At 56.8% G+C, this 24,717-nt stretch carries 24 protein-coding genes; 8 read left to right on the plus strand and 16 right to left on the minus strand.

Annotated elements, in window-relative coordinates; translation table 11 throughout:
* Positions 1-26: 26 nt before the first annotated feature.
* Entirely contained in the window at positions 27-935 is a 909-nt protein-coding gene (locus ACQZ5M_RS16765) for a homocysteine S-methyltransferase family protein (RefSeq protein WP_449080325.1), read from the plus strand.
* A gap of 13 nt (positions 936-948) precedes the next feature.
* On the opposite strand, the gene ACQZ5M_RS16770 is transcribed toward ACQZ5M_RS16765, so the two are convergent.
* Positions 949-1,401 (minus strand): GNAT family N-acetyltransferase, encoded by a 453-nt coding sequence (locus ACQZ5M_RS16770; RefSeq protein ID WP_449080326.1) that lies wholly within the window; start codon positions 1,399-1,401, stop codon positions 949-951.
* A gap of 111 nt (positions 1,402-1,512) precedes the next feature.
* Positions 1,513-2,886 (minus strand): magnesium transporter, encoded by a 1,374-nt coding sequence (mgtE, locus tag ACQZ5M_RS16775; RefSeq protein WP_449080327.1) that lies wholly within the window; start codon positions 2,884-2,886, stop codon positions 1,513-1,515.
* 566 nt (positions 2,887-3,452) lie between these two features.
* On the opposite strand from mgtE, the gene ACQZ5M_RS16780 reads away from it, so the two are divergent.
* Complete coding sequence (locus ACQZ5M_RS16780) at positions 3,453-6,395, plus strand: autotransporter outer membrane beta-barrel domain-containing protein (protein WP_449080328.1); 2,943 nt, start codon at positions 3,453-3,455, stop codon at positions 6,393-6,395.
* 16 nt (positions 6,396-6,411) lie between these two features.
* Here the strand turns inward: ACQZ5M_RS16780 and ACQZ5M_RS16785 are convergent, their stop codons facing one another.
* Positions 6,412-7,605 (minus strand): MFS transporter, encoded by a 1,194-nt coding sequence (locus ACQZ5M_RS16785; protein ID WP_449080329.1) that lies wholly within the window; start codon positions 7,603-7,605, stop codon positions 6,412-6,414.
* Positions 7,606-7,915: 310 nt separating this feature from the next.
* On the opposite strand from ACQZ5M_RS16785, the gene ACQZ5M_RS16790 reads away from it, so the two are divergent.
* The 3 genes from ACQZ5M_RS16790 (at position 7,916) to ACQZ5M_RS16800 (ending at position 10,750) form a co-directional block, all read left to right on the plus strand.
* Entirely contained in the window at positions 7,916-8,827 is a 912-nt protein-coding gene (locus ACQZ5M_RS16790) for a diacylglycerol/lipid kinase family protein (RefSeq protein ID WP_296039390.1), read from the plus strand.
* A gap of 79 nt (positions 8,828-8,906) precedes the next feature.
* Positions 8,907-10,277, plus strand: a complete 1,371-nt coding sequence (locus ACQZ5M_RS16795; RefSeq protein WP_449080330.1) for an aspartate aminotransferase family protein — start codon at positions 8,907-8,909, stop codon at positions 10,275-10,277.
* A 2-nt stretch (positions 10,278-10,279) separates the two neighbouring features.
* On the plus strand, positions 10,280-10,750 hold the full coding sequence (locus ACQZ5M_RS16800) for an OsmC family protein (protein ID WP_296017926.1): 471 nt from the start codon (positions 10,280-10,282) through the stop codon (positions 10,748-10,750).
* Here ACQZ5M_RS16800 and ACQZ5M_RS16805 read toward each other — a convergent pair.
* Complete coding sequence (locus tag ACQZ5M_RS16805; RefSeq protein WP_449080331.1) at positions 10,747-12,240, minus strand: ArnT family glycosyltransferase; 1,494 nt, start codon at positions 12,238-12,240, stop codon at positions 10,747-10,749. The genes ACQZ5M_RS16800 and ACQZ5M_RS16805 overlap by 4 nt on opposite strands.
* 4 nt (positions 12,241-12,244) lie before the next feature.
* Positions 12,245-13,219: a glycosyltransferase family 2 protein gene (locus ACQZ5M_RS16810; RefSeq protein WP_296077587.1), complete on the minus strand. Its 975-nt coding sequence runs from the start codon at positions 13,217-13,219 to the stop codon at positions 12,245-12,247.
* A gap of 140 nt (positions 13,220-13,359) precedes the next feature.
* On the opposite strand from ACQZ5M_RS16810, the gene ACQZ5M_RS16815 reads away from it, so the two are divergent.
* Positions 13,360-14,295 carry a lysylphosphatidylglycerol synthase domain-containing protein gene (locus tag ACQZ5M_RS16815; RefSeq protein WP_449080332.1) on the plus strand — a complete coding sequence of 312 codons (936 nt, stop codon included), beginning with the start codon at positions 13,360-13,362 and terminating at the stop codon, positions 14,293-14,295.
* A gap of 11 nt (positions 14,296-14,306) precedes the next feature.
* On the opposite strand, the gene amn is transcribed toward ACQZ5M_RS16815, so the two are convergent.
* The 3 genes from amn to ACQZ5M_RS16830 form a co-directional block, all read right to left on the minus strand.
* Positions 14,307-15,812 carry an AMP nucleosidase gene (gene amn, locus ACQZ5M_RS16820; protein WP_449080333.1) on the minus strand — a complete coding sequence of 502 codons (1,506 nt, stop codon included), beginning with the start codon at positions 15,810-15,812 and terminating at the stop codon, positions 14,307-14,309.
* 79 nt (positions 15,813-15,891) lie between these two features.
* Positions 15,892-16,065 carry a hypothetical protein gene (locus tag ACQZ5M_RS16825; protein WP_296017916.1) on the minus strand — a complete coding sequence of 58 codons (174 nt, stop codon included), beginning with the start codon at positions 16,063-16,065 and terminating at the stop codon, positions 15,892-15,894.
* A gap of 8 nt (positions 16,066-16,073) precedes the next feature.
* Entirely contained in the window at positions 16,074-16,244 is a 171-nt protein-coding gene (locus ACQZ5M_RS16830) for a hypothetical protein (RefSeq protein ID WP_296039377.1), read from the minus strand.
* Positions 16,245-16,357: 113 nt separating this feature from the next.
* On the opposite strand from ACQZ5M_RS16830, the gene ACQZ5M_RS16835 reads away from it, so the two are divergent.
* Complete coding sequence (locus ACQZ5M_RS16835) at positions 16,358-16,948, plus strand: hypothetical protein (RefSeq protein WP_449080334.1); 591 nt, start codon at positions 16,358-16,360, stop codon at positions 16,946-16,948.
* A 123-nt stretch (positions 16,949-17,071) separates the two neighbouring features.
* Here ACQZ5M_RS16835 and ACQZ5M_RS16840 read toward each other — a convergent pair whose 3' ends face one another.
* From ACQZ5M_RS16840 to ACQZ5M_RS16870, 7 genes are all read right to left on the minus strand, one after another.
* Entirely contained in the window at positions 17,072-17,293 is a 222-nt protein-coding gene (locus ACQZ5M_RS16840; RefSeq protein WP_296039375.1) for a hypothetical protein, read from the minus strand.
* A gap of 129 nt (positions 17,294-17,422) precedes the next feature.
* Positions 17,423-17,659, minus strand: a complete 237-nt coding sequence (rpsU, locus tag ACQZ5M_RS16845) for a 30S ribosomal protein S21 (RefSeq protein ID WP_296017911.1) — start codon at positions 17,657-17,659, stop codon at positions 17,423-17,425.
* A gap of 28 nt (positions 17,660-17,687) precedes the next feature.
* Entirely contained in the window at positions 17,688-17,972 is a 285-nt protein-coding gene (locus ACQZ5M_RS16850; protein WP_296078513.1) for a cold-shock protein, read from the minus strand.
* A gap of 110 nt (positions 17,973-18,082) precedes the next feature.
* Positions 18,083-18,292 (minus strand): cold-shock protein, encoded by a 210-nt coding sequence (locus ACQZ5M_RS16855; protein WP_296017907.1) that lies wholly within the window; start codon positions 18,290-18,292, stop codon positions 18,083-18,085.
* A 301-nt stretch (positions 18,293-18,593) separates the two neighbouring features.
* A complete protein-coding gene (locus ACQZ5M_RS16860) occupies positions 18,594-19,751 on the minus strand; it encodes an esterase (protein ID WP_296078512.1) in 1,158 nt (385 codons plus the stop codon).
* 187 nt (positions 19,752-19,938) lie between these two features.
* Positions 19,939-21,849, minus strand: coding sequence for a PhoX family protein (locus ACQZ5M_RS16865; protein WP_296078511.1), 1,911 nt, complete (start codon positions 21,847-21,849; stop codon positions 19,939-19,941).
* Positions 21,850-22,283: 434 nt separating this feature from the next.
* The gene (locus ACQZ5M_RS16870; protein ID WP_296017902.1) at positions 22,284-22,622 is read right to left on the minus strand and encodes a DUF2147 domain-containing protein; all 339 of its coding nucleotides are present in this window, start codon (positions 22,620-22,622) and stop codon (positions 22,284-22,286) included.
* Positions 22,623-23,126: 504 nt separating this feature from the next.
* On the opposite strand from ACQZ5M_RS16870, the gene ACQZ5M_RS16875 reads away from it, so the two are divergent.
* Positions 23,127-23,393, plus strand: a complete 267-nt coding sequence (locus tag ACQZ5M_RS16875) for a sel1 repeat family protein (protein WP_296017900.1) — start codon at positions 23,127-23,129, stop codon at positions 23,391-23,393.
* Between the two features lie 191 nt (positions 23,394-23,584).
* Here ACQZ5M_RS16875 and ACQZ5M_RS16880 read toward each other — a convergent pair whose 3' ends face one another.
* Positions 23,585-24,697, minus strand: a complete 1,113-nt coding sequence (locus tag ACQZ5M_RS16880) for a pyridoxal phosphate-dependent aminotransferase (RefSeq protein WP_296039367.1) — start codon at positions 24,695-24,697, stop codon at positions 23,585-23,587.
* Between the last annotated feature and the right edge of the window lie 20 nt (positions 24,698-24,717).

Consider the following 24,717-nt stretch of genomic DNA (forward strand, 5'->3'; position numbering starts at 1 on the left):
CGGCGCAAATACCAGGAGTTTTTTGAATGGGCGATATTCGCATTCTCGACGGCGGCATGAGCCGCGAATTGCAGCGGCTGGGTGCCGAACTGAAGCAGCCGGAATGGTCGGCTCTCGCGCTGATCAATGCGCCGGACATTGTCCGTCAGGTCCATGCGGAGTTCATCGAAGCCGGCGCCGACGTCGTTACCACCAATTCCTACGCGCTGGTGCCGTTTCACATCGGCGAGGAGCGGTTTCGTGAGCAGGGAGCGTCGCTGGTTGCACTGTCCGGTCGTCTTGCGCGTGAGGCCGCTGATGCCTCCGGTCGCAAGATTGCCGTCGCAGGTTCGTTGCCGCCGATCTTTGGCTCCTATGAGCCGGAGAATTTCGATGCCTCCCGCGTTCAGGATTATCTGCGTGTTCTGGTGGACAATCTCGAGCCCTTTGTCGATGTCTGGCTTGGAGAGACCCTCAGCCTGATAGCCGAAGGTGAAGCCGTCCGTGAGGCCGTTGCGAAGACGGGCAAACCCTTCTGGATTTCCTTCACGCTGGATGATGAAGCGGCGCAGTTGAACGGAGCCGAACCGAAACTGCGGTCCGGTGAAACCGTCCGCGCCGCCGCAGAGTGGATAGCGGGATCGGGTGCCGCGGCCTTGCTATTCAACTGCAGCAAGCCGGAGGTGATGAAAGCTGCAGTCGAGACGGCTGCCAACACGTTCAAGGAAAAGGGCGTCTCGCTGGAAATTGGCGTTTATGCCAACGCCTTCGAAGGAGAGCAGGGGGATTCCGCTGCCAATGAGGGTTTGCATGGCACAAGGACTGATTTGACCGACGACGTCTATTCGCGCTTCGCCTGCACGTGGGCGGACGCTGGCGCAACGATGATCGGCGGATGCTGCGGCATTGGCGCGGCCCACATCCATAAGGTGGCAGGCGCGTTACGCGCTCATTGAAAGGTGGTGACGTCTACCGCGTCTCGATGGAAAACACGTCGAGACCGGTGACGTCCTCTTCCAGCAGGGTGAAGCCCTGTTTCAAATAAAACGGCCGCTTGTCGGCTGTCGCACAGAGATAGCAGGTGCTACGCCCAAGTAGCGCAATGTGCTGGCGGGCGTTTTTGATCAAGGCAGCAGCGACGCCCCGTTTTCGATAATCAGGATCGACCCAGAGCGCGGCGATCCAAGGTGCATAGTCGGACCGCACGTCGAGATCATTGTCGATGACGAGCACGGAGCCGACATAGGTGTCGCCTTCATGCGCCACGAGCGCAAAGGGGATATCATCCTCTCCCAGCATAGGATCGAGATGCGCCCGATAATCTTCGAGCGGCACGCCGCTTTCCGTCCACCACGCATTCCAGCCGCGATGAGCGATCGTATCGGCGAAAGAAGGATGGTGACGAAGATTGGATATCCGCATGTAATGTCTCATCATCCTGAATCAGAAATCGAAAGCAAGTCTACAAGCAATTGAAATGCCAGCGCAACGATGTAGCCCGGCCAGGATTTTGCGGCCGGGCTAATGACGAGATTACAGCAGCGTGCCTCCCAGAATGACCAGGGCCACGGAGAAGTAGATGACGAGGCCACTGACATCCACAAGCGTGGCAACGAAGGGGGCCGATGCGCTGGCCGGATCAAGACGCAGGCGCTGGAGGAGGAAGGGCAGCATCGAACCACAGATCGAGCCGAAGGTAACGATGCCGATCAGCGCTGCGAAGACGGTGAAACCGACAAGCAGCCAATGCTCACCATAATCGTAGAAACCTGCCTGCTGCCACACGGTTAGCCGCAAGAAGCCGATTGCGCCGAGAATTGCACCGAGAGCCAGACCGCTTGGCAGCTCACGCAGCAGCACCCGCCACCAGTCGGAAAGCTTGAGCTCTCCCAGAGCCAGGGCGCGGATGATCAGCGAGGTTGCCTGCGAACCCGAATTGCCGCCAGACGACATGATCAGCGGAATGAAGAGCGTCAGAACGACGGCCTTTTCCAGTTCTCCTTCAAAGTGCTGCATTGCGCTGGCCGTCAGCATTTCGCCGAGGAACAGGGCGGAGAGCCATCCGGCGCGCTTGCGGATCATGTCCATGAAGCCCATCGACATGTAAGGCTTGCCAAGCGCTTCCATGCCGCCGAACTTGTGGGCATCTTCCGTCGTGTCGGCAATCATCGTGTCGATGACGTCGTCGACGGTGACGATGCCGAGAATGCGGGCGTGCTCATCCACTACCGGAATGGCGAGAAGATCGTGCTTGCGGATGAGACGAGCGACGTCCTCCTGCGACATCTGGGGGTCTGCATAGACGACGCTTTCGCGCGATGCTGCAGACAGGATCGATGCTTCAGGTTCTGCGGTAACGAGACGGCGCAGCGTCACCACCTTGCTCAAGGTACCATCCTCGGCCAGCACATAGATGGCATAGACCGTTTCACGCGAACGCTCGACGACGCGAATGTGCGAAAGAGTCTGTTCCACCGTCCAGCTATCAGGCACGCTGACGAACTCCGTCGTCATAATGGAGCCTGCGGTGCGGGGCGGATAGGTCATCAGATGCTGAATGGCAGCAGCCGTAGCGCGGTCCAGACGCGAAAAGAGCTTGGCGCGGTGGCTCTCATCCATGTCGGCCATGACGTCCGCCACGCGGTCGTCTGACATGAGGTTGACGAAACGAGTTGCCTGCTCCAGCGGGATGGTGGCGATAATCTCAGCAGCATGGTGCAATTCCGGACGATCCAGAATGGCAACGGCCTTTGGCTGCGGCATTTTCAGCAAAGCATCGACGGCGTCATGCACATCGAGTGCGTTCAGTTGCTCGACACGTTCTGCAATGGTTGAAAGACCAGCATCACCGCTGCGAAAAAGACGTGCGGCCTTGCTGGCTCTCTGGGAGAGGGTGTGAAAGTTCATGATTGCTCACCTTCCAGTCGATCCGCCGATCGCGGCGGGCCGTGGTGAGCTGACAGGGATCAGATCAGAGCACGTCTCGCCGGTCTCGGCAAAGGCAATCGACTACTACTGTCGCTAGACATCAAACGATGCTCCGTGAATATCCGTGCCGGATGGCTGTCACACCCGCACGTGAAGCCTGTGGTGCGCCTGAACCGCGTCATAGTCAAGCCGTGCGAAGATGAAATTTTGGCAAGGTTGATCTGCGCGAAAAGCAGAGCAGATTTCTCTCTGAATTCTGGTGTCTACGTTTCGACCGACCTGAAGTGCGCCGTGCCATTCCTCGACGTGACATCCAGTTGAAGATCGAACTCTCTCTCCTCGTACATCATGTCCAAAGGTCAGCTAAAAGCGGCTAATATACGTTGTTTTGACAAACCCATGCGGGTAGCTCCACCTTCAGATTTAATCATTGATTAACCATAAGTGCCATACGTTAGGGGGCAACGTCGGCATGATGCGACGTGACGACTGCCGGTATGCTTATGGTCCGCCACCCGCTCTTCATAGCACCCAGATTTTTAGTCTTGTTGGCTGCAACTGCGCCCGCCGCCCTCGTGGCAACCTATGCGGCTGCGCAATCGGTGTGGACAGGCGCGACGGATAACGCGTTCGAGAATGACGCGAACTGGGCGCCGCGCGCGCCGTCCGTGACCGATAGTGCCACGGTTAATGCCGGCTCCCCCCAGGTGTCGACGGGCGAGATCATCGACCGGTTGAATGTCGGCGGCGGAAACGTGACTGTCTCCAATACCGGTGCCTTGACCGTTACCAGTGGCACCACGATGACCTCTGGCAGCATCACCATCAATGCAGGCGGTGTTTTGACATCGGACGTCGATCTCGTCGGTGGCAGTCTTGCTGTCGATGGCGCACTGGATGGCACGCTGTCACTACAAAATGGCAGCGTGACCGTGAATGGCACGCTTCGCGATGGCGTCGTTGGAAATGGAACCTCGCTTTCCAACAATGGTGCAATGAGCGGTGCTGACGTCGCCTCAGGCGGCACTTTTACCAATAACAGCGGGGCGACGCTCTCCACCTTGGAAAATGCCGGTACGGCATCGAATGCGGGTCATATCGGCACGCTGGAAAACTCCGGCGGCAATTTCACTAACAATGCCGGTGGAGAGGTTCTCGGCAAGACGACGGTGTCGGGCGGAAGTGTCACCAACAACTTCATCGTCACGGATGTGGATGTCGCAGCAGCTGCGGCCTTCACCAACAATAATGGTGCAACGGCGGGCGATATCCGCAACTCAGGAACCATCGTCAACGCAGGCACGGTCACCTCGCTTCAGAACGATTCGGGCAGCTTTACCAACAATGTCGGCGGTAGGATTACCGGCGAAACGATCATATCGGGTGGCACCGTGACCAACAACTTTGTGGTGACGGATGTGGACGTCGCCGCAGCGGCGGCATTTGCCAATAATGCCGGAGGGACGGCCGGCGATGTGCGCAATTCCGGTGCCTTCACCAATGCCGGAACGATCGCCTCTCTTAGAAACGATGCTGGAACGACCACAAACAATGCCGGTGGCAGGGTGACCGGCACGACCATTGTCGCGGGCGGAACGGTCACCAACAACTTCGTGGTGACGGATGTGGATGTCGCCGCCGCCGCGGCTTTCGTCAACAATACAGCAGCCTCTGCCGGGGCGGTCACCAACAACGGTGTCACCACCAACGCCGGCACGGTCGCTTCACTCGAAAACAGGGATGGGCTCTTTACCAACAATGCCGGTGGATCGGTTACCGGAGCGACGACGATCAGCGGCGGCACCGTGGTCAATAACGACACGCTTGCTGATGTGCAAAACCGGGCAGGTGGAAGCTTCATCAACAATCTCGGCGCTATCGTAAATGATGTCGTGAATGAAGGGATAGCGACGAACGATGGCACGGTCGCATCTCTCAGCAATGTCAAAGGACGTTTCACCAATACGGGTACCATTACAGGCAAGGCCGATGTGAGAGGCGGCGAACTTCGGAACGACGGAACGGTGTCCGGCACCGTGGATATCTTCGATGGCGGTCTATTGAGCGGCAGCGGCGTGTCGGGTGGCCTAGTGGTTCGCGCAGGTGGTGTCCTAGCCCCCGGGCCCGGCATTGCGGCGACGAGTGTCAGCGGCGATGCGACCTTCCAGACGGGCGCGGTCTATGATGTCGATATCGATTCCACCGGCCGCTCCGATCGCATCGATGTCTCAGGAACGGCGCGTCTGCAAGGCGGCTTGGTCGATCTGCGCGCAGCAAGCGGCACTTACGGTCTGTCCACAACCTACCACATCTTGACTGCCGGTCTGGTCGACGGCACGTTCGATCGCGTCGACAGCAATTTTGCTTTCCTGTCGCCCACGCTGACCTATGGAGCGACATCCGTCGATCTTCAACTTGACCGTAACGCCGTGCGCTTCGAAGACGTCGCACGCACCCGCAACGAGGCTGCGGCTGCAAACGCAATTGAAGCAGCCGGCGTATCGAACACCCTTTTTCAGGCTGTTCTGCCACTGGATATCCAGACGGCGCAGAGTGCCTTTGCGCAACTGAACGGTGAAGTCCACGCTTCGCTCAAATCTGCTCTTCTCTCCGACAGCTCTATTCTGCGCGAAGCGATTGTCGACAAGACCAACCGCCTTTCAAGCGAGAGCGAGGTGAAAGACGGCAGTCTGTGGGCGACAGGCCTGGCGTCGAGAGAGACTTTCGCTGATGATGACACGGCTGGAGCTCTGGAGATCAACCGGGAGGGAATGTTGCTCGGTGGCGAGATTCCGATTTCGGATGCCTGGCGCCTTGGAGGCGTGCTGGGTTACAGCACGATTGACGCCGCTCAGGGGGCCGAGGCGCAGTCATACCACATCGGCCTCTATACCCATGCGCAGATGGAGCCGTTTAGTTTCACAGGCGGCGCGCTCTACTCCCGAAACGAGATCGCCACACGCAGAAACGTTGCCTTCGGCACATTTTCAGACGTACTGACGTCCGATTACAGCCGCTCGACGTCGCAAGTCTTTACCGAGGCGGGTTGGACCTTCGAGATGGATAAACTCCGTCTCCAGCCCTTTGCTGGTCTCGCTTATACGGCGATCGATGGCGGCGCAATCCGAGAGGATGGCGGGGCGGCAGCACTCGCCATTGAAGACCGGTCATTCGATAGCACAATATCCACGATGGGTTTGCGTTTCTCGACAGAGGTTGAGACAGGCCACCTGCCGATTTTCGTATCCGGCATGGTCGGCTGGCGGCATGATTTCGACCCTACAGGACCTTTTGCAGTCGCGCGTTTCGACGGTGGTAGCCCGTTCGTGCTGGAAGGGGTTAGCCTACCGCAAGATTCGCTGACGGTGAAGGCAGGCGCTACCGTCCACCTCTCCAAATCGGCGCGCGTGATGCTGACCTACAGCGGTGATTTCGCCAAGGGTTATAGTTCCAACGCCGTCATGGCGAACCTGACGATGAATTTCTAAGACAGAGCCAAACGGCTTAAATCCTAGGAGCCTTCTCCTGCCGCTCCAGCATGACTGCAACGAGGAAGACCAGCAGGCCGCCAAAGGAGAGGGCTGCGCCGATGTAACCCGTGGATGCATAACCGTAGCCAAGTGCGATCACCACGCCGCCAAGCCACGCGCCGAGCGCATTGGCAATGTTGAAGGCCGAATGATTGGATGCCGCGGCCAGGGTCTGGGCATCGGCAGCAACGTCCATCAGACGCGTCTGCACCGCGGGGCACGCGGCAAAGCCGCAGCCGATGAGAAAGACGCAAAGACACAACATGAAGGGTGTATGGGCCGTGAGGCTGAAGATCGTCATGAGGATGACATTGAAGGCTAGCATGCCGCCAATCGTGCCGTTCAAGGATAGGTCGGCAAGTCGCGAGCCGACGATATTGCCGACATTCATGCCAATGCCGAACAGCGCCAAAACGATGGGCACGGCGGACACGGGCATCATGGCGACATCCGTGGTGGTTTTGGCTATATAACTGAAAACAGCAAACATGCCGCCGAAGCCGACTGCTGCGATGGCGAGCGATAGCCAGACCTGGACGCGGCGAAACGCACCAAGCTCACGCCACACGCTTGCGCCTTCCTGCACCTTGTCACGCGGTTGAAACATCCACAGAAGCGCAACGGTGACGAGCGCGATGCCGCCAACCATCATGAAGGCTGCCCGCCAGGAAAAGACTTGTCCGAAGAAAGTGGCAAGCGGTGTGCCGAGAAGCGTGGCGATGGTGAGCCCGAGCATGACGCGACCGACCGCGCGGGTGCGTTTGTGAATAGGCGCCATGGAGGCTGCTACCAGTGCTGAAACGCCGAAATAGGCGCCATGCGGCAGACCGGATATGAAACGCAGAGCGGTGAAGCTCCAGAAGTCCGGCGCAAGGGCGCTGAGAATGTTGCTGGCGGCAAACAGTCCCATCAGGGAAAGTAGAAGCAAGCGGCGTGTCATGCGCGCGGCGAGCACCGCGATGATGGGCGCGCCGATGACGACGCCGAGCGCATAGGCAGTAATCACGTGGCCAGCAACGGGTACCGAGACGCCATAAGTCGTTGCGACATCTGGCAAAAGACCCATGATCGCAAACTCTCCGGTGCCGATACCGAACCCGCCAGCCGCAAGAGCAATCTCGATCAGTGCTACGGAAAGAGGCGTCAGGCCACCCGGAGTAGAAGTCACGGTGACATCTTCTTGCGCCGCTGGGTGGGTGTCGTGTGAAAAGCTATGGCTCATCGGATTTCCGGCTGCGGCAGAACGCATCGATTGTAAGGAAAGGCTCGCCCAAGAAAAAAGGGCAAGATCGACGTGGCCGATCTGCCCTAACTGGAGGTGTTGGTCACCAAATTGACCTTATATTGCTTCTATCATGTTTTTGTGCGTCGCGGTAGTGTTTGATTCGATAAAATCTGGATTGAACATCCAGCCGTTGGAACCCTTTTGGTGCAGCGCGATTTAGATGGCGCTTCGTGCTCAATAGCTGGATGGATAGATGAGGCTGGTTGCGATCTTCAACCGCGATGGCGGAACGTTCAGGACCACCGATCTGGATGCCTATTGCGATCATACGCGAGACGTATTCTCCCAGGCGGGCCATGAGATTGAATGCCGTCTCGTATCCGGCAAGGACATCGTTCAAGAGATGGAGCGTGCCGCCGATGAGTCGGGTTTGGACGGCCTCATTGCTGGCGGTGGGGACGGCACCATCTCCGCTGCTGCAGGGATTGCCTGGAAACATGGCATTGCGCTCGGCGTGGTGCCGGCTGGTACCATGAACCTTTTTGCGAGATCGCTGAAGCTGCCGCTCGATATCTGGCAAGCGGTCGATACCCTGGCGACCGGCCACGTTCAGAACGTGGACATCGCCAGCGCCAATGGCCACCCGTTCGTCCATCAGTTCTCAGCCGGTCTGCATGCGCGCATGGTGCGCTATCGCGATCGGATGGAATACGCCTCACGCCTTGGCAAAATCCGCGCCAACATCCGTGCCGCCCTCGGTGTCGTTCTCAATCCGCCTGTTTTCGACGTGGAATTCACGGTTGCCGGAGAGACGCAACGCCGGCACGTCTGCGCGATCTCCGCGTCCAACAATGAGTTCGGTCCGAACCCGCTACTGGTTGCCGACGACATTACCCAAGGCCGCCTCGGCTTCTATCTGGCCGAGGCGCTGACGCCCTCAGGCGTGGCGCGCCTGGCAATCGATATCCTGCGTGGTAAGCTGAAGGAAAACGCGGCAGTGACGGCCATGGCGGTCGAAAGTGTCGAGCTCCATTTTCCCAAGCGACGGCATGATGTGCGCTGCGTCATCGACGGCGAACTGCGTCCTATGAAGCGCGACGTGATGCTTAAGATTCACGCTGGCGAGTTGAAGGTGATCGTCGCAAAGGATTCATCCAACGTTTGATATCGTCCCCCGGCAGTGGCTTGCAAAATAGAAAGCCAGCCGCCATGCTTGCTTGCAGCAGTCCATGGAGCATGTAGGCATGAACGATATTTCCAGGTCGATTTCGAACCTTGCCGCAATCGATGCCGCGCATCATCTTCATCCCTTCTCGGACATGGGAAAGCTGAATGCCTCAGGCACGCGCATCATAGAGCGTGGGGAAGGCGTCTTCATCTATGACAGCACGGGCAAGAAATATCTGGACGCATTCGCCGGCCTCTGGTGTGTCAATATCGGTTACGGACGCCGCGAAATTGTCGATGCCGTAGCGCGGCAGATGAACGAGTTGCCTTATTACAATGCATTTTTCGGCACGACCACGCCGCCAGCCGCATTGCTTGCCCAGAAGATAGCTTCCCATGCCGGGCCGACGATGAACCACGTGTTCTTCACCAATTCGGGCTCCGAAGCCACCGATACCTGGTTTCGCATGGCGCGTGTCTATTGGAAGGCGCTTGGTTATCCCACCAAGACGAAGGTCATCTCGCGGCGCAATGGCTATCATGGCTCGACAGTTGCCGGCGCATCGCTTGGCGGCATGACATGGATGCATGAGCAGGGCAACCTTCCGATCGAAGGGGTAAGCCATATCGGCCAGCCCTACTGGTATGCCGAAGGCGGCGATCTCAGCCCGGCAGAGTTCGGTGTAAAAATCGCCCGCGAACTGGACGCCAAAATCGACGAACTTGGAGAAGAAAACGTGGCCGCCTTCGTCGCCGAACCCATTCAAGGGGCAGGCGGTGTCATCGTGCCGCCGGAAACCTACTGGCCGGAGATCGTGCGTATTTGCAAGGCGCGCAATATCCTTTTGGTGTCCGATGAAGTCATCTGCGGCTTTGGGCGGCTAGGGTCCTGGTTCGGGTACCAGCATTTTGGTCATGCGCCGGATCTGGCGCCTATCGCCAAGGGCCTGTCATCCGGTTATCTGCCGATAGGGGGTGTGCTGGTGTCGGACCGTGTTGCGGATGTGATGCTGAACGAGGTCGGTGATTTCAACCATGGTTTCACCTATTCCGGCCATCCTGTCTGTGCCGCCGCTGCACTCGAAAATCTCCGCATTATCGAAGACGAGGGGCTGGTCGAGCGGGTACGCGACGATATCGGTCCTTATTTCACGCAATCCTGGCAGAGCCTGCTGGACCACGATATGGTCGGGGAGGCTGCCAATGTCGGCCTTATGGGCGGCTTGCAACTGACGGCTGACAAGGCAACGCGCAGGCGCTTCGAAAAGCCGGATGACATCGGCGTCATCGTTCGCAACCATTGCCTGGAAAACGGTCTCGTCATGCGCGCAACGGCGGATCGCATGCTGGCGTCTCCAGCCCTCGTCATCAGCCGTGCCGAGGTGGACCAGATCGTCGAAACCCTGCGCAACAGCTTGGACCATCTGCGCGATACAGTGAAGGCATAAGCATGGTAGAGCATAACCATCACTACACTGTCAAAGTGACGTGGACCGGTAACCGGGGCGCCGGCACGTCCGGCTACAGGGAGTATGACCGCGATCACGTGATTTCGGCGGAGGGAAAACCGGATATCGTCGGCTCGTCCGATCCTGCTTTCCGCGGAGATCCGAAGCGATGGAACCCGGAAGAATTGCTTCTCGCCTCCATCTCCGCCTGCCATAAGCTCTGGTATCTGCATTTCTGTGCCGTATCAGGCGTTGTGGTGAGTGACTATGTCGACGAGCCGGAGGCCACCATGGTTTTGAAAAAGGATGGGGCGGGGAACTTCACTGAGGCAGTTCTAAAACCCGTAGTCACGCTCGCAAAAGGCGATCCGCAAACGGCGCAAGAGCTTCATGCAGAAGCGCACGACAAATGCTTCATCGCCGCCTCCGTCAATTTCCCGATCCGGGTAGAGCCGACTATCAAAACGCTCTAATTGGCTTGGGCCGTCTCGAGAGAATAATAAAACCTGTGGCTACGACCCGTGGCACCGTAGGGCACATTCACGTAGTGGACATCGGTGGGTGCAGGAAGTGAGACGCGCTCAGCAAGTGAAGCGAGTGCGTCCTTGAAATCCTCGGGACTTTCTCCGTCGTCAGTGGTATCCACCAACAGGATGACTGCACCAGCCGGCCAGATGGCAGGGACCGTCTCGATATCCGTGTCTGTCGTCAGCACCATGGAATCGGGAAACTGGATTTTCAGGTTTCCACCCGCAAGCCCGCCGAACGCGATGACATAGTCGGGTTTGAGCGGCCCGTCATGGCGCAGAGTTTCGGCAAATCCTTTGTAGGGGATATGAATGAGCGAATATCGCTCGAAATGAGGAGAGATCAGACCCCGCGTCAGGAGAACGGCGAGGAAACCTATGGCGAGCGTGAAGGTGGAGGCTAGCATCGGCTTGAGCTTACGCTCGCCCGACAAATCTGCAGCCTGCACTTTCAGACAGAGATAGAGCGGCCAAAGCAACACATAAACGGCGAGCCATTTTTGCCGCATATGCGTGACGCCCATTGCAAAGACAAGCATCAGCACGAAAATCATTGAAAAGAGAATGATACGCCCGACGAGGCGGGTAGACTGATCGCTTGCCCGGATAATCGCTTTGAGATCGCGGAAATAAAGAGCAGCACCAATTGTCGTCGGCAGCGCTACAGCTTTCAGGAAGGCAAGCAGCAGGTCAAGAGCCCCATCGATGGCATAGAGCGTGGTGCTATCGCTGACGTCGCGCATTTCCTTCGCGGTCTGCGTGGTGGCGATATCGAAATGATTCACGACCCAGAGACAGTGCGGAAGGACGAGCGCAACCGCTGCTCCGATCGTCAAGAGCATGCGCCAATCGAAAAGCCGCTGACGCAGATCCTTATCCATGGCGATAGCAATGACGGCCGCAAGAGGAACGAGGACGAAATTGTATTTGGCAATCGCGCCGATGCCGATGGCAAGTCCCGTCAGAAGGTACCCACCTGTGCTAGGTGTCTTGAGCGTTGCGAAAAGCGCGTAGGCAAACAAGGCGACGGACGCCAGCGCCAGAACCGTATGGGTCAAATCCCGCTGCGCCATGACAAAGACTGTCGGCATTGTCAGTACGCCAAGCGTCGCAATGTTGGCCAGAGTCCTGTCGCGCAGCAACAGCCTGGCCGTTAGCCAAAAGAACAGGCAACAGAGGAAAAGCAATCCATTCTTCAGCAGGCTGAGCGAGGCGATCGACGGGCCGACGAGCCCGTTTACGCCATGTTGCAGCCAGGTGTAGAGGAAGGGTTGAGATCCGTATCCGAGCAGCAGATGCTGAGACAGAAGAGCCTGCTGGGTTTCATCGATCTCCAAAGCCGACGAGCGGAGAATACGGACGACGAATGCAAGCAGGAAATATCCTGCAATCAGGATCAGTGTTGAATCGAGATTGCGGGATAAAACCTTGCGCATCAGGTCACGTCTCGTCTGAGGTAAAGGTTTTGCTGACGATGTAATTCGGCGTCCGATCGTCGCGGTAGTAGAGGCGGGCAATCATTTCGGCCAGAATGCCTGTGGTGATGAACTGCATGGAGGAGAGCGATAGAACCACACCGACCATAAGCAGCGGGCGTGTTCCGATGTCGTTGCCGAGGATGAATTTGTCGATGAAAAGGTAGGTCATGATGACGCCGGCAAGAGCGCCGAGCCCGAGCCCGAGAGAGCCAAAGAAATGTCCGGGCCGCGCCTTGTAGCGCATGAAGAACATGACCGATAGAAGATCGAGAATGACGCGGAAAGTGCGCGAAATGCCATATTTCGATGTTCCGAACTGACGCGCATGATGCGTCACGGCCATTTCGCCTATCCGGCTGCTCGGCACTACGCCAGCCACCCAGGCGGGAATGAATCGATGCATCTCCCCCATCAACTTCACCTGCTTGATGACGGACGTCCGGTAAATCTTCAGGCTGCAGCCATAATCGTGCAGGCGCACACCGGTGATGCGACCGATCAGCCGGTTTGCAATCCACGACGGGATCTTGCGCAGCATCAGACCGTCCTGCCTGTTCTTGCGCCAGCCGACAAGAAGATCGAGTTCACGGCGCTCGAGTTCGGACACCAGCATGGGAATATCCTTGGGGTCGTTTTGCAGATCACCATCGAGTGTGGCGATCAGCCGGCCCCTTGCCGTGTCTATGCCAGCCTGCATCGCCGCGGTCTGGCCGAAATTGCGCTGAAGTGCAACGATCTTGAGATCAAGCCCATCGCGACCGAGATAGGATTTGGCGTTAACGATCGTTGCATCTGTGCTGCCATCATCCACCAGGATGAGTTCCCAACTGGCACTGAAGCTTGCCATAGCGTCGACAACGCGCTCTATCAGAGGGCCGACGCTCTCTTGCTCATTGAAAATCGGCACGACAAGCGATAATTCCGGGGCTGTATCCATCGGACTCTCGCTTCGAAGGGCTGTCATAGTCGGCACGCAGGTTTCCCGGGTAAGATTTTGTTAACATGTTCTCTTGCGGGATATGCGCCAGAGCGCAAGTTGTCCAGTTAGGTCGCCGTTTGAAAGACAGTTCGCACAGGATGAAACCGTTTGCGTTGCTTGCAGGCAACGCAATGACGCTCGGCATGGTGGTTGTCGTCATCGCCTATGCTGCTTTCATTCAATGGGTGTGGGGTTGGGCTACCATCTTCGGTCTGTGGTCCCACGCCGGCCTAGGCACGATTGCCCTTGCTCTGTCGCTTCTCGTCGCAACCTATGTTCTGCGCACCTGGCGCATTTACGATTACTTTCCCCAAGAAACGCGAGGCCGCTTCGCGACGCTGTTTCGCGTGGTTCAGCTTCACAACATACTCAACATCATGTTGCCGTTTCGAAGTGGCGAAACCAGTTTTCCGTTGCTGATGCGGCGAGAGTTCGGTGTCAACCTTCTGCGCGGAACCTCGGCGCTTCTCGTTATGCGGCTCTTCGATCTGCATGCGCTTCTGGCGGCGGCCGCGCTGGGATGGGCCTTGGAGGAGGCAAGCATCTGGATTTGGGTGGGCTGGATGGTCTTTCTGCTTCTGCCAGTCTTTGGATTTGCCGGGCGCCACATCGTCATCGGATTGATCCATCGAGCCGCGCCTTCAAAACTCGTCAAGGTCATCGATGAGTTGCAGGCGGGGCTGCCGATAGACGCGCAAGCCTTTCTCAGGGCATGGGCTGCAACGCTCATCAACTGGTTCGTCAAGATCGCCGTGTTAGCCTGGGTATTGATGCTGATGGGCGAGATCAGCCTTCCTGCAAGTTTTGGCGGAGCGCTTGGCGGTGAACTGTCTTCCGTACTGCCCGTACACGCGCCGGGCGGTGTCGGCACCTATCCGGCGGGAATCACCGCAGGCGCGGTTGGCCTTGGAGCCGCCGCCGATGCCAAGGCACTGTCCGCTCTAGGCCAGGCTGCCGTGAACCTGCACCTGCTCGTTATCTTATCTTCTCTGATTGGAACGGCTCTCGCGCTCTTTGTACCGACACAAAAGTAGCGCCAGAAAACCTACTGGAACGCCGTTTCGTAAAAGCTTCTGAGCTTGCGTGAGTGCAGCGTTTCCGTTGGCATGGCCGCAAGTTTCTGGACGGCACGAATGCCAATCTGGAGATGCTGCGCCACCTGTGTGCGATAGAATTCCGTCGCCATGCCGGGAAGCTTCAACTCGCCATGCAATGGCTTGTCGGAAACACACAGAAGGGTGCCGTAGGGCACGCGGAAGCGGAAGCCGTTGGCCGCAATGGTTGCCGATTCCATATCGAGCGCAATCGCGCGTGATTGGGACAGACGCTTTACCGGTCCGGCCTGATCACGCAGTTCCCAGTTTCGGTTGTCGATCGTCGCAACCGTCCCGGTCCGCATAATCCTCTTCAGCTCGAAGCCTTCATAACCCGTGACTTCCTCCACCGCGCCTTCCAACGCAAGCTGGACTTCTGCAAGTGCGGGAATCGGCACCCAGACCGGCAGGTCGTCATCCAGCACGTGATCTTCGCGCACATAGGCATGGGCCAGCACGTAATCACCGAGCCTCTGGCTGTTACGCAAACCGGCACAGTGGCCGACCATCAGCCAGGCGTGTGGACGCAGCACGGCGATATGGTCGGTGATCGTCTTGGCATTGGAGGGCCCGACGCCGATGTTGACCAGCGTTATGCCGGCATGCCCCTTCTTCTTCAGATGGTAGGCCGGCATTTGTGGCAGACGCCCAAGCGTCGTATCGGTCTCGGGCCGGTCCAATCCGGCATGAGTGATGATGTTGCCGGGCTCGACGAAGGCGGTATAGCCGTCACCACCGTCTGCCATCAGCTTGCGCGCCCATACGGCGAACTCGTCAATGTAGAACTGGTAGTTGGTGAACAGAACGAAGTTCTGGAAGTGGTTTGGGCTCGTTGCCGTGTAGTGGCTCAGCCGTGCCAGCGAGTAGTCGATACGCTGCGCCGTGAAAGGAGCAAGCGGCGCCGGCTCGCCCGGAACCTGATCGTACTCACCATTGGCGATCAGATCGTCGGTGTTGTTCAAATCCGGCGTGTCGAAAAGATCGCGAAGCGGGACGTCAGACAGCGAAGAGGCCGCAGAGGCTTCCACATATGCTCCTTCGCCAAAGGCGAAGTGGAGCGGAATAGGCGTCGCCGATTCCGAAACGGTCACGTGAACGCCGTGGTTCTTGATCAAGAGGCCGAGCTGTTCCTTGAGATAATGGCGAAAAAGCTGCGGCCGGGTAATCGTGGTCGTATAGACACCAGGCGAGGTGACATGGCCATAGGAGAGGCGCGAGTCGACATGTCCGAATGTCGACGTCTCTATGCTGACCTGTGGATAGCAGGCGCGGTAGCGCCCCTCAATGGGCGCGCCCTTGGCAAGATCAGTAAAGGATTTGATGAGGAAATCGGTGTTGCGATCATAAAGCGCCGTCAGCGCCTCTACGGCTTCTTTCGGATCATCAAAAGTCCGCGGTGCGAAAGGCTCGGGCGTTATGAAGGCGAGGGGCGGAATCGTGTGCTTTGCTATTGTCATGGCCCATTATAGGGAGCCTAATTCGACAGGCAAGCGACAGAAATATGTGCATTTTGAAAAATCCGTCAGAAAATTCGACTTAGCTGACAGAGCCGCGCTGCAAGCTCATCAACAACACGAAGCCCGCGCCGTTGGAAGCAGGCCGTTGGTCTGTTTTGTAGACGGCCAGTCCGGCGAATGGGCCCAGAAACACAGATGCCATGATGAACATCCGAAGTCCGGAGAGTAGCGCGTTAGCGATATTCTTGTTCATCTCGCGCCTCACAACGTGACGTGGCAGCTGGGTGAATACCCATGCTGGCAGGTGTAGGCGGTGCCGACGCTGATGCGCTGGAAGCTGCGGTTAGGATTGACAACAAGAGCAGCGAACGACATGGCGAAGATAGCCATCAGAAGAACGATGATGCTGAAGCGACGTATCAAGATTGCCATGCCCATTTCCCCTTACTGTTGTCCTGTCCCGTAATCTGGACATGACATTGCCACAGTTGGACTGAACCAACTCTGAGAGGGAGGTTCATGCCGGGTTCAGGGAGGTTAATGACTTGGAGGATCGGCGTTCCGTTGGACCAGACTATTCAGCACAGGCTACAGTGCCCGCTGGTGATGTTGATCAATCACAGAGTGCGGACTCGGAAGACGGGTGGACTTGGGCCTTTATATGGATTTGGACTGCGGTGTTTTTTCCCGCGATAATCGCCCCGTTCTTCCCCAACGTAAATGTGGTGATGCCGCTTTTATTGACGTGCTTCCTCGTCATGGGCGTATCAATAGCGAGTATCGCCATGTTTATATTTCTCGTCTGTATGAGACGATGGCGTAATCTTTTGTCGATGCTTGTTGGACCGTTTCCGGCAGCGTTCTTGACCTATGGGTCTTTAACATCGCCGTACTCGCCGGTACCGTATTTTCTGTTGCACCAGGCGACATACATGGAGGAGGTTAAGAAAAAATCCCCCAATGAAAATGGCGAAGTCCTATTTGAGGTCGGAGTAAGCGGACTATCAATATCGTCTACTACCTTATACGTCGTTTACGATCCCTCTGACAGGAACGAAGCCGAGATCGGCAAAATCAATATGGGTAGTGCGCAGAAACTGCTGGACCATTTCTACTATTTGAGGACTGATTTTTGAGTGATGCACGGTCGGACTCGAAGCGACCAAGATTTTGAAGCGTAGGGGAAAATGCGGAAGATCGCTAAGCAGATTGGGCGATTCTGGTGATGCCGGTGGCGTAACGATCATCTATCCGCACTATCAAGCCCCTGTTTTGACTTTCTTCTTCGTGGGCGCGGGTGGCGTGACCATCACGGTCTCTGCTTCGCGTGCCAGGCGCGCTTCACGCAGGCGTTCTGTTTTCTTCAGGCGCTGTGCGGTTTCCGCAGCCAGGATTTGAGAAACGGCATCGTTGGTTGCTGTGGCTTTTTGCTGAGGGGTTAGTTTGCCGGGCTTGAAGAATTCATCTTTCGTAGCGGTCATGTCGAAACCCTTTCATTGTGAGAAAGCGCCGTGCGTCTCTGTAGGCGCATGAAGACGCTTTCACTGTTCAATACAAGCATCGCAGTCTGCTGAAAATCTTGCTCGAATTTCAGGTCGATACTGTCGCTATCAGCGTGTGCGTACTGCTTTCTTCGGCATAGGCAGAAGGCCTTCACGCTGCATCTTCTTCTTCGCAAGCTTGCGATGACGACGCACCGCTTCCGCTTCTTCACGAACGCGCTTTTCCGAGGGCTTCTCGTAGGACTGGCGCGCGCGCATTTCGCGCAACAGACCTTCGCGCTGCATCTTCTTTTTCAGTACGCGAAGCGCTTGATCGACGTTGTTATCTCTGACGAGGACTTGCAAAGGCTTTTCCTTACTCGGCTTTACGCCGCTATTTTCTTGTGCGTACCAGATCGTGGTTGATCCAGTCGCCCGGTTTAGAGACTTTAGGAGCAATAGCATCCGGTGTCTGGCTGACCGATGCCTCAACATCGATGTCGTCGTGAGCGACGGTGCGATCGAAGTTTTCGTTGGCCAGCCTGATACGGTATCGTCTGCCGCCCTGTGTTTCCGGCATCACCGCAACAATCTTGGCGCTCTGCTGCGATGCGAGATCACCGTGATGACTGGATTTCAGGACGATGACATTGCCGATTTTGTAAGACATTCTTGGCATCAGGATCTCCTATGCCATAAAGAACAAAAGGCCGAGCGATGCCCGACCTTTCTTCAGTCAATCAGCGTCTGCTGCCAGTACATCCGTGGTCAGCGTCAGCGAGAGACAATTTATGCCGCCTGAAGGTTGTCGGCGGAGTTCTTGCCTGACCGGCGGTCCTGAACGATTTCGAAGCTGATCTTCTGACCGTCCGTGAGCGAACGCATGCCAGCGCGCTCTACAGCAGAGATGTGGACGAAAACGTCCGTGCCGCCATTGTCAGGCTGAATGAAGCCGAAGCCCTTGGTGGCGTTAAACCACTTTACAGTACCAGTGTTCATAACGATTTCCTTTCGTAGCAATCGTTGTTGGTCCCGAAATACCTTGCGGGATTAGATCGATGTTTTGAGAGGAAATCCGACGGGAGCTAAGCTCTGGACCGACGTCACAAGCAATGGTCGATACGAACAATATAGGCTCAATTTTCGGTTTTGCAAGGCCCAATTACAAAATAGCCCAAGAAAGGCAAGTGCGCCACGCGGCACTGCGACCAAAGCCGTCAGAGTTGGTCCTCCGCCGCTTTTCGATTGCGGGCCGGGCGGCGGAGTTCCCCTCTAAGTGAAAGCAGGGCGCAAACGCACTCTACTTTTTGAAGACCTTCTGCAAGAACGCTTCGAGCGATGGACGCCAGACATCCATCTCGTGACCGAGACCCTTATATTCTACATAATCATATTTGATCTTCTTCTCGTCCAGGGTCGACTTCAACCCGGCGATGTCCTTGCCAGTCACCTGATCCTGTGTGCCGACGGTGACGGTGAAATTGCGAAGGCTCTCGTTGATTTTTTCCGGCGTGTTGAGCGCGGCCTCTACACCCTTGTTCGGAACGGTGGTGGTGGAGACGCCACTAAAGTTCGCGATCCAGCCAAATGTACCGAGATGAGTGAGGCCCGAGACGAGTGCCTGATAACCGCCCTGGGAAAGCCCGACCAGCGCACGGCCATCGGCGTCGTCGCGCACGCGGTAATGCGTCTTCATGTAGGGGATGAGGTCTTCCACCAACTCCCGGTCGATCGCATCCGCATTTGCAGGATAAAACGTCTTGCGGCGGTCTGCCGCGGGGAAGTTTTCCGGGGTGGCCTCCGGTGTGTCAGCCTCTGTGTCAGGAATGACGACAATCATCGGCTCCATCTTCTTTTCCGCAAAGAGATTGTCGAGCATTTGCGGCGCGCGGCCCTGCGTCACCCAGGAATCCACCGTGTCTCCAAAGCCGTGATAGAGATAGAGTACGGGAAGCGGCTTCGATATATCGCTGTAGCCGGGCGGAGTATAGACATAGGTCTGACGTTGCGATTTGAGCGCCTTCGACGGGATCGTCACCAGGCGCAATTCGCCATGCGGCACATCGCGAATATCGAGAATGCTGCCAGGTACGAGCACAAGACTGGTGTTTACCTGTCGTTGGGGCTTGGGCATGTTCGTGCCGGTGTCGATGCTGCGAAAGCCATCGATGTTGAAGTAGTACTCGTAGAGATTGGGCTTCAGCGCTTCGGTCTTTACGCTCCACAGACCATTCTCTGCCTTCGTCATCTCAAGCGGCGCGCGTGAGCCGAGCACGACCGAAACCGCCTTTGCAGAGGGAGCGAAGAGACGGAACGTGATGGAGCCGTCCTTGCCGACTGAGGTAACGAATTCGCTCAAGGGACGGTCGGCGGGTGGTGCCGCAGGTGGATCGATTGCCATGGCAGGTCCGCTCACAATACAGGTGGCAGCGAGTACATAGGGCAGAATTAAACGCAAATTCCTTCTCCTCCAGATCAAATACCCCCGCGGGTAAACTGTCATATCAAGAATGGCATTTCAATGAATTAGAAAGCCCTCAAATTTCGGCAGGCCGCCGCGACACGAAGCACTCAGTGCCGGCATGTCGGTAAGAAAAAAGGCGCCGCAGGAAGGGCGCCTTCGTTTCATGGCGTTAGCGTGAGCCTTAGCCGATCATCGCGTTGTCGTCGCGCTTGATGGCGATGATTGTGGAGCGTGGCAATTTACCCTCACCATCGGGGAAAGGAGCGTCGGGATGCTGGATGCCGACGAAGTGGGTGCGCTTGTCGGCAGACCAAGTCTGACCGGTCACTTCCGACCCTTTTGGCGCCGTCAAGAAGCGCTCGATCCGGCCAGTAACCGGATCGCCCGCCAGCATCTGGTTATTGCCTTGACCGGCGAAATCGCCCTCGTTGCTATCTTCTCCGTCGGTCTGGATCCAGAGCAGACCGGTCGAATCGAACATCATTCCGTCCGGGGAGTTGAACATGTTGCCGGAGTTGATGTTGGAGGAGCCAGCGTAAGAATCCTTATGCACATCCGGATTGCCAGCCATGCAGAAGAGATCCCACTTGAATTTGCCGTCGGCATGATCGTCATTGGCAGGATACCAGCGAACGATTTGGCCGTACTCATTCTTCTCACGCGGATTAGCCGCGTTGACGGCCATCACGTCACCGCCTGCATTGGTGCGAATCTTTCCGTCTTTCACCTCGCCGCGGCGGCTGTTGTTGGTCAGCGCGCAATAGGCTTCAATAGCAACCGGGTTGATGGCGACCCACTCCGGGCGGTCCATGGTCGTGGCGCCAACCTTGGATGCGGCCTGACGGGTAAAGACGCAGATTTCGTCCATCTTCATACCCGTCGATTGCGGCGTCAGAGCTAGCCATTCGCCATTGCCATCATCGGTGAACTTGGCAACATGGAGCGTGCCTTCGTCTAGCAGCTTGGACGTGTCGCCGCCTGGAACATAGATGCCGCTGGAAACGAACTTGTAGAGGAATTCACCGCGCTCATCATCGCCCATGTAAACGACGACGCGACCATCACGCGCCACCACAACAGCAGCGTTTTCATGCTTGATGCGCCCAAGTGCGGTGCGCTTGATCGGCGTAGAGGTGGCATTGGACGGATCAATTTCCACTACATAGCCAGCGCGGCGCGGCTCGTTCGGATTCTTCGAGACATCGAAACGCTCGTCGAACTTCTCATAGCCATAGCGCGTCTCGGCAGCGATGCCATAGCGCTTGAAGTCATCCGGCATTTTGAAGTTGGGCTCAGTGGAGCCGAAATAGCCGTTGAAGTTTTCTTCGCAGGTCAGATAGGTGCCCCATGGCGTGCGGCCTGCGCCGCAATTGTTGAAGGTGCCAAGACAGTCTACACCTTTCGGGTCGGCTGCTGTCTTGACGAGTTCCGAGCCGGCAGCAGGACCGGAAAGCTTCATGGGCGTGTTGTGGTGGATACGACGGTTGAACGGGCTGCCGACGACGATCTCCCAGCCGTCCTTGCCTTCCGCCACTTCCATGACGGTGACACCTTGCATGTGCTGCAGGATCTTCACCTCATCCAGATTCGCTGGCATGCCTTTTTCGCGGTGGGGCAGGTTGGTTTCGTTGTTTACATATTCGTGGTTTACCGCGATCAACTGATGGCTGCCGACGACGAAAAGCTCCATGCCATCGGTGTTCTCTCCGAAAACCTTGTCTGAGTTTTCAACGCTGACGCCTTTTGTAGGGTCGATATCGGCCACGTTGGGGAACAGTGGCTGACCCCACTTGGCAAGCGGCTTCCAGCTATAGCCTTCCGGCACATGGACAGTGTGATCGGTTGCGGCGAGCACCGGCTTGAATGGAAAGCGAGAGGTAGCTTCCTGCGCTTGAGCTGACGTCGAGGTCGCAAGATTGCCAAGTGTGCCAAGAGCCGCGGCCGCAGAGCCAAAGGCCAGCAAACCACCGAGGAAACCGCGACGCGAGACGGCGGATTCGACGACGCGGTCGAAATCAGTCACGGCTGGCGGGGGATTTTGCAGCTCGTCCCACTCGTCCCAGCTGAGCTTGCTTGTGTCGATGTTGGTCATGGCGCTCTCCGTTTGCTTACTACGGGATATTTTCAGCGAGCAACTAAAGCGGGTTTATTACAGCGATGTGACGGATTGATAGGCAGCGTACCTCTTCAGGTTGCGTCTCTCATGCGACCAAGCTGGTGTGGGGAAGATGACTGAGTGGCAGTGGCCGGTCGCATTCGACCCCTTGAATGGACAAATTGCTGCGAATGTCACCCAGAAGCGTCGCAAGCGTTCTACCCGCAGCCTTTTATTTGAACGCGCGATTGGGCACCACGGCTTGCTGGGAGAAAGTCAGCCTGCTCGGAAACGAGATGGCTGGAAAATAACGCCCGGCCCCTGCGCCATCGCTTCTTGAACGCGATGGCAGGAGTGTCCTGATGGCCCTCGATCTTGCGACCATCTTCTTGTGGTGAATAAGGGCAGCGCTTGGCTGCCCTTTTTGATCCTTATAGTCTTGTCCAGGTCTGCGATTTACACAGCACCTTCAACACGCAACCCTTCATGCTGAGGGAATTGCCCGACACCGTGCCGGAGCCGCTATAGGTCTTGTCGGCTGCCGGGTCGGTAATTTCACCCGAGTAGCTGTTGCCGCTGCCCGTCATCTTGCCGATCTGCTTGCCGGCATGTTTTCCCGTCTTCAGCGTCACACAGAAGGCAGAGCCGCACTTTGCGATTGCTGCGGTCTCACCGCTCGCTGTCTTCCAGTTGCCTTCGATGGCTTCGGCAGCAAAGACATTGGTGCTGATCAAAAATGCCAGACCTGTGAGAATCGTCAATTTCTTCATATGGACCTCCCAATCCAATAAAGGCACGGCAGCGCAGTGCTGCCCGTGGCTTTCGCAACTCCAGTGCGAATGGACACCTTTATAGTTGACGTTCACGTAAAAGGAAACCTGAAGGCGGGGCGGATGAAGAATTTTTGGTGTGTCCGAAGACCAAATGTGTCGCACCCCAAAAACGCAAGCTTCTGCCGTGGTTAGCAGAGCGTTTAAATCCATCCGTAAACTTTTCGTAAAATTGCAGCGAAAACCCTTAATTTGCAGGCCTTCCCATATTTAACAAAAATCCAATTTTACCAATCGTTTGGACTTTATTTGGCCCCCGTTAATCATGGATTTTAAGCGCCCGTTGAAGGCCGTTTGGCATAGTGAGCTCAACAAAGAGCAGGAACAACCTGACGACAGCCGGAGACGAAAAAGCCGCAGAAGACGGTAGCGCTCCAAAGCTGAAAAAGCTTTCGCAGAGAAGCGGACAAACAGGAAGAATACGGGCAAACAGGGACTAGAAAAATGGCAAGATTTGAAATGCGCGATATCGAGTTGGCAGTTGCCGGTGGACAAAGCCGCGCGGATGTCTTCTGCAATCTCGGCCTGATCTATGCAACAGGCCGGGGCTGCCCGGTGGATCTCATTGCCGCCCATAAGTGGCTGAATATCGCAGCCATCAAGGGTTCAGAAAGAGCTGCATCGCTACGCGCCGATCTTGCCCGCAACATGACCAAAGCAGACCTCGCTGCAGCCCTTCGCGCTGCCCGCGACTGGATGACCACGCACTGAATTCCAAGAAGACGATTTCAAAAAGACGGAGCGATTAGAAGATCGCCAGTGGTTTCGACTGGTAACCTCCAGTCCCGGTCGAGACACCCATGATACCGCAAACGCCGACGGCAACGCCGCATGCTTGCAACGAGAGATCAAAACCGTGACCGGCAGAAACAAGGCCGGCACGGTTTTTTCTTGTTTGATTGTCAGCCGATCGCTTTCAAGACTTTCGGCAGAGCCTCGGCGAAAAGGTCGAGCTTGTCGTCCGGGCCAGCGCTCACTCGGATACAGCGGTTGAGCGGTTCCACGCCCGGCATGCGGATGAAGACGCCATGCTCCATTAATCCGTCCACGATGGATTTTGCATAGACGCCGTCTTTGTGACAGTCGATAGCAACGAAGTTCGTCGCTGAGGGGAGGGGCGAAAGACCGTTTTGCCGTGCAATCGTGGAAATACGCTCGCGGGCATTGGCGATGCGCTTCACAACGTCGCGCAGATAGACTTGATCGTTAAGTGCTGCCAGCGCCGCTGCGATCGAAACCCGAGACATGCCGAAGTGATTGCGAATCTTGTCGAATGCTTGCGCATTGCCGAGTGTGCCGATCGCATAACCGACGCGCGCACCGGCAAGACCATATGCTTTGGAAAAAGTCCGCATGCGTAAAACATTCGGCATACCGATCATGGCGCGGACGCTGGGTACCGCACTTTCCGGTGCCGTTTCGCAGTAGGCCTCATCGAGAATCAGCAGGCATGTTTCCGGCAGCGCCTTGGCAAAGGTCAGCACCTCGTTTGCGTCCCACCAACTGCCCATAGGATTGTCGGGGTTTGCGAAATAAACCAGCGGCGCATTTTCCTTTATGACGAGATCGAGCAGTCCATCGAGGTTCTCGTGGTCATCAAGATAGGGCGTCGTTACCAACCGGCCACCATAGCCGTTCACATGGTAATTGAACGTCGGGTATCCACCGAAAGACGTGACGACCGGCGTACCCGGTTCCACCACCAACCGAACGATTTCACCCAGCAGTCCGTCCACACCACTTCCAATGGCGATATTGCCTCGCGAAATGCCGTGATGGATGGCGAGCGCTTCACGCAACTCGTAATTTTCCGGATCGGTATACATCCATGTTTCGCCAGCGGCATTGCGCATTGCCTCGAGCACGGAAGGTGAGGGTCCAAAGCCGCTTTCATTGGCGCCGATACGCGCTTTGACTGCCAGTTTTCTGTTGCGCTCTATCGCTTCAGGACCAACGAAAGGGACCGTGGATGGAAGCGAGGCGGCAAGGGGAGTGAAGCGCGAAAATGCGGACATTTCAGTGGGTTCCGTGTTTC

The sequence above is a fragment of the Rhizobium sp. 22-785-1 genome (assembly GCF_053521965.1).

Coding starts and splice junctions, on each gene's coding strand:
- ACQZ5M_RS16840 (WP_296039375.1), bottom strand. CDS start 17,293: ATGACCGCTACGAAAGATGAATTCTTCAAGCCCGGCAAACTAACCCCT.
- ACQZ5M_RS16865 (WP_296078511.1), bottom strand. CDS start 21,849: ATGACCAACATCGACACAAGCAAGCTCAGCTGGGACGAGTGGGACGAG.
- ACQZ5M_RS16770 (WP_449080326.1), bottom strand. CDS start 1,401: ATGCGGATATCCAATCTTCGTCACCATCCTTCTTTCGCCGATACGATC.
- ACQZ5M_RS16850 (WP_296078513.1), bottom strand. CDS start 17,972: ATGCCAAGAATGTCTTACAAAATCGGCAATGTCATCGTCCTGAAATCC.
- ACQZ5M_RS16870 (WP_296017902.1), bottom strand. CDS start 22,622: ATGAAGAAATTGACGATTCTCACAGGTCTGGCATTTTTGATCAGCACC.
- amn (WP_449080333.1), bottom strand. CDS start 15,812: ATGACAATAGCAAAGCACACGATTCCGCCCCTCGCCTTCATAACGCCC.
- ACQZ5M_RS16830 (WP_296039377.1), bottom strand. CDS start 16,244: ATGGCAATCTTGATACGTCGCTTCAGCATCATCGTTCTTCTGATGGCT.
- ACQZ5M_RS16875 (WP_296017900.1), top strand. CDS start 23,127: ATGGCAAGATTTGAAATGCGCGATATCGAGTTGGCAGTTGCCGGTGGA.
- ACQZ5M_RS16805 (WP_449080331.1), bottom strand. CDS start 12,240: ATGCGCAAGGTTTTATCCCGCAATCTCGATTCAACACTGATCCTGATT.
- ACQZ5M_RS16800 (WP_296017926.1), top strand. CDS start 10,280: ATGGTAGAGCATAACCATCACTACACTGTCAAAGTGACGTGGACCGGT.
- ACQZ5M_RS16790 (WP_296039390.1), top strand. CDS start 7,916: ATGAGGCTGGTTGCGATCTTCAACCGCGATGGCGGAACGTTCAGGACC.
- ACQZ5M_RS16825 (WP_296017916.1), bottom strand. CDS start 16,065: ATGAACAAGAATATCGCTAACGCGCTACTCTCCGGACTTCGGATGTTC.
- ACQZ5M_RS16765 (WP_449080325.1), top strand. CDS start 27: ATGGGCGATATTCGCATTCTCGACGGCGGCATGAGCCGCGAATTGCAG.
- ACQZ5M_RS16855 (WP_296017907.1), bottom strand. CDS start 18,292: ATGAACACTGGTACTGTAAAGTGGTTTAACGCCACCAAGGGCTTCGGC.
- mgtE (WP_449080327.1), bottom strand. CDS start 2,886: ATGAACTTTCACACCCTCTCCCAGAGAGCCAGCAAGGCCGCACGTCTT.
- ACQZ5M_RS16795 (WP_449080330.1), top strand. CDS start 8,907: ATGAACGATATTTCCAGGTCGATTTCGAACCTTGCCGCAATCGATGCC.
- ACQZ5M_RS16880 (WP_296039367.1), bottom strand. CDS start 24,697: ATGTCCGCATTTTCGCGCTTCACTCCCCTTGCCGCCTCGCTTCCATCC.
- ACQZ5M_RS16815 (WP_449080332.1), top strand. CDS start 13,360: ATGAAACCGTTTGCGTTGCTTGCAGGCAACGCAATGACGCTCGGCATG.
- ACQZ5M_RS16810 (WP_296077587.1), bottom strand. CDS start 13,219: ATGGATACAGCCCCGGAATTATCGCTTGTCGTGCCGATTTTCAATGAG.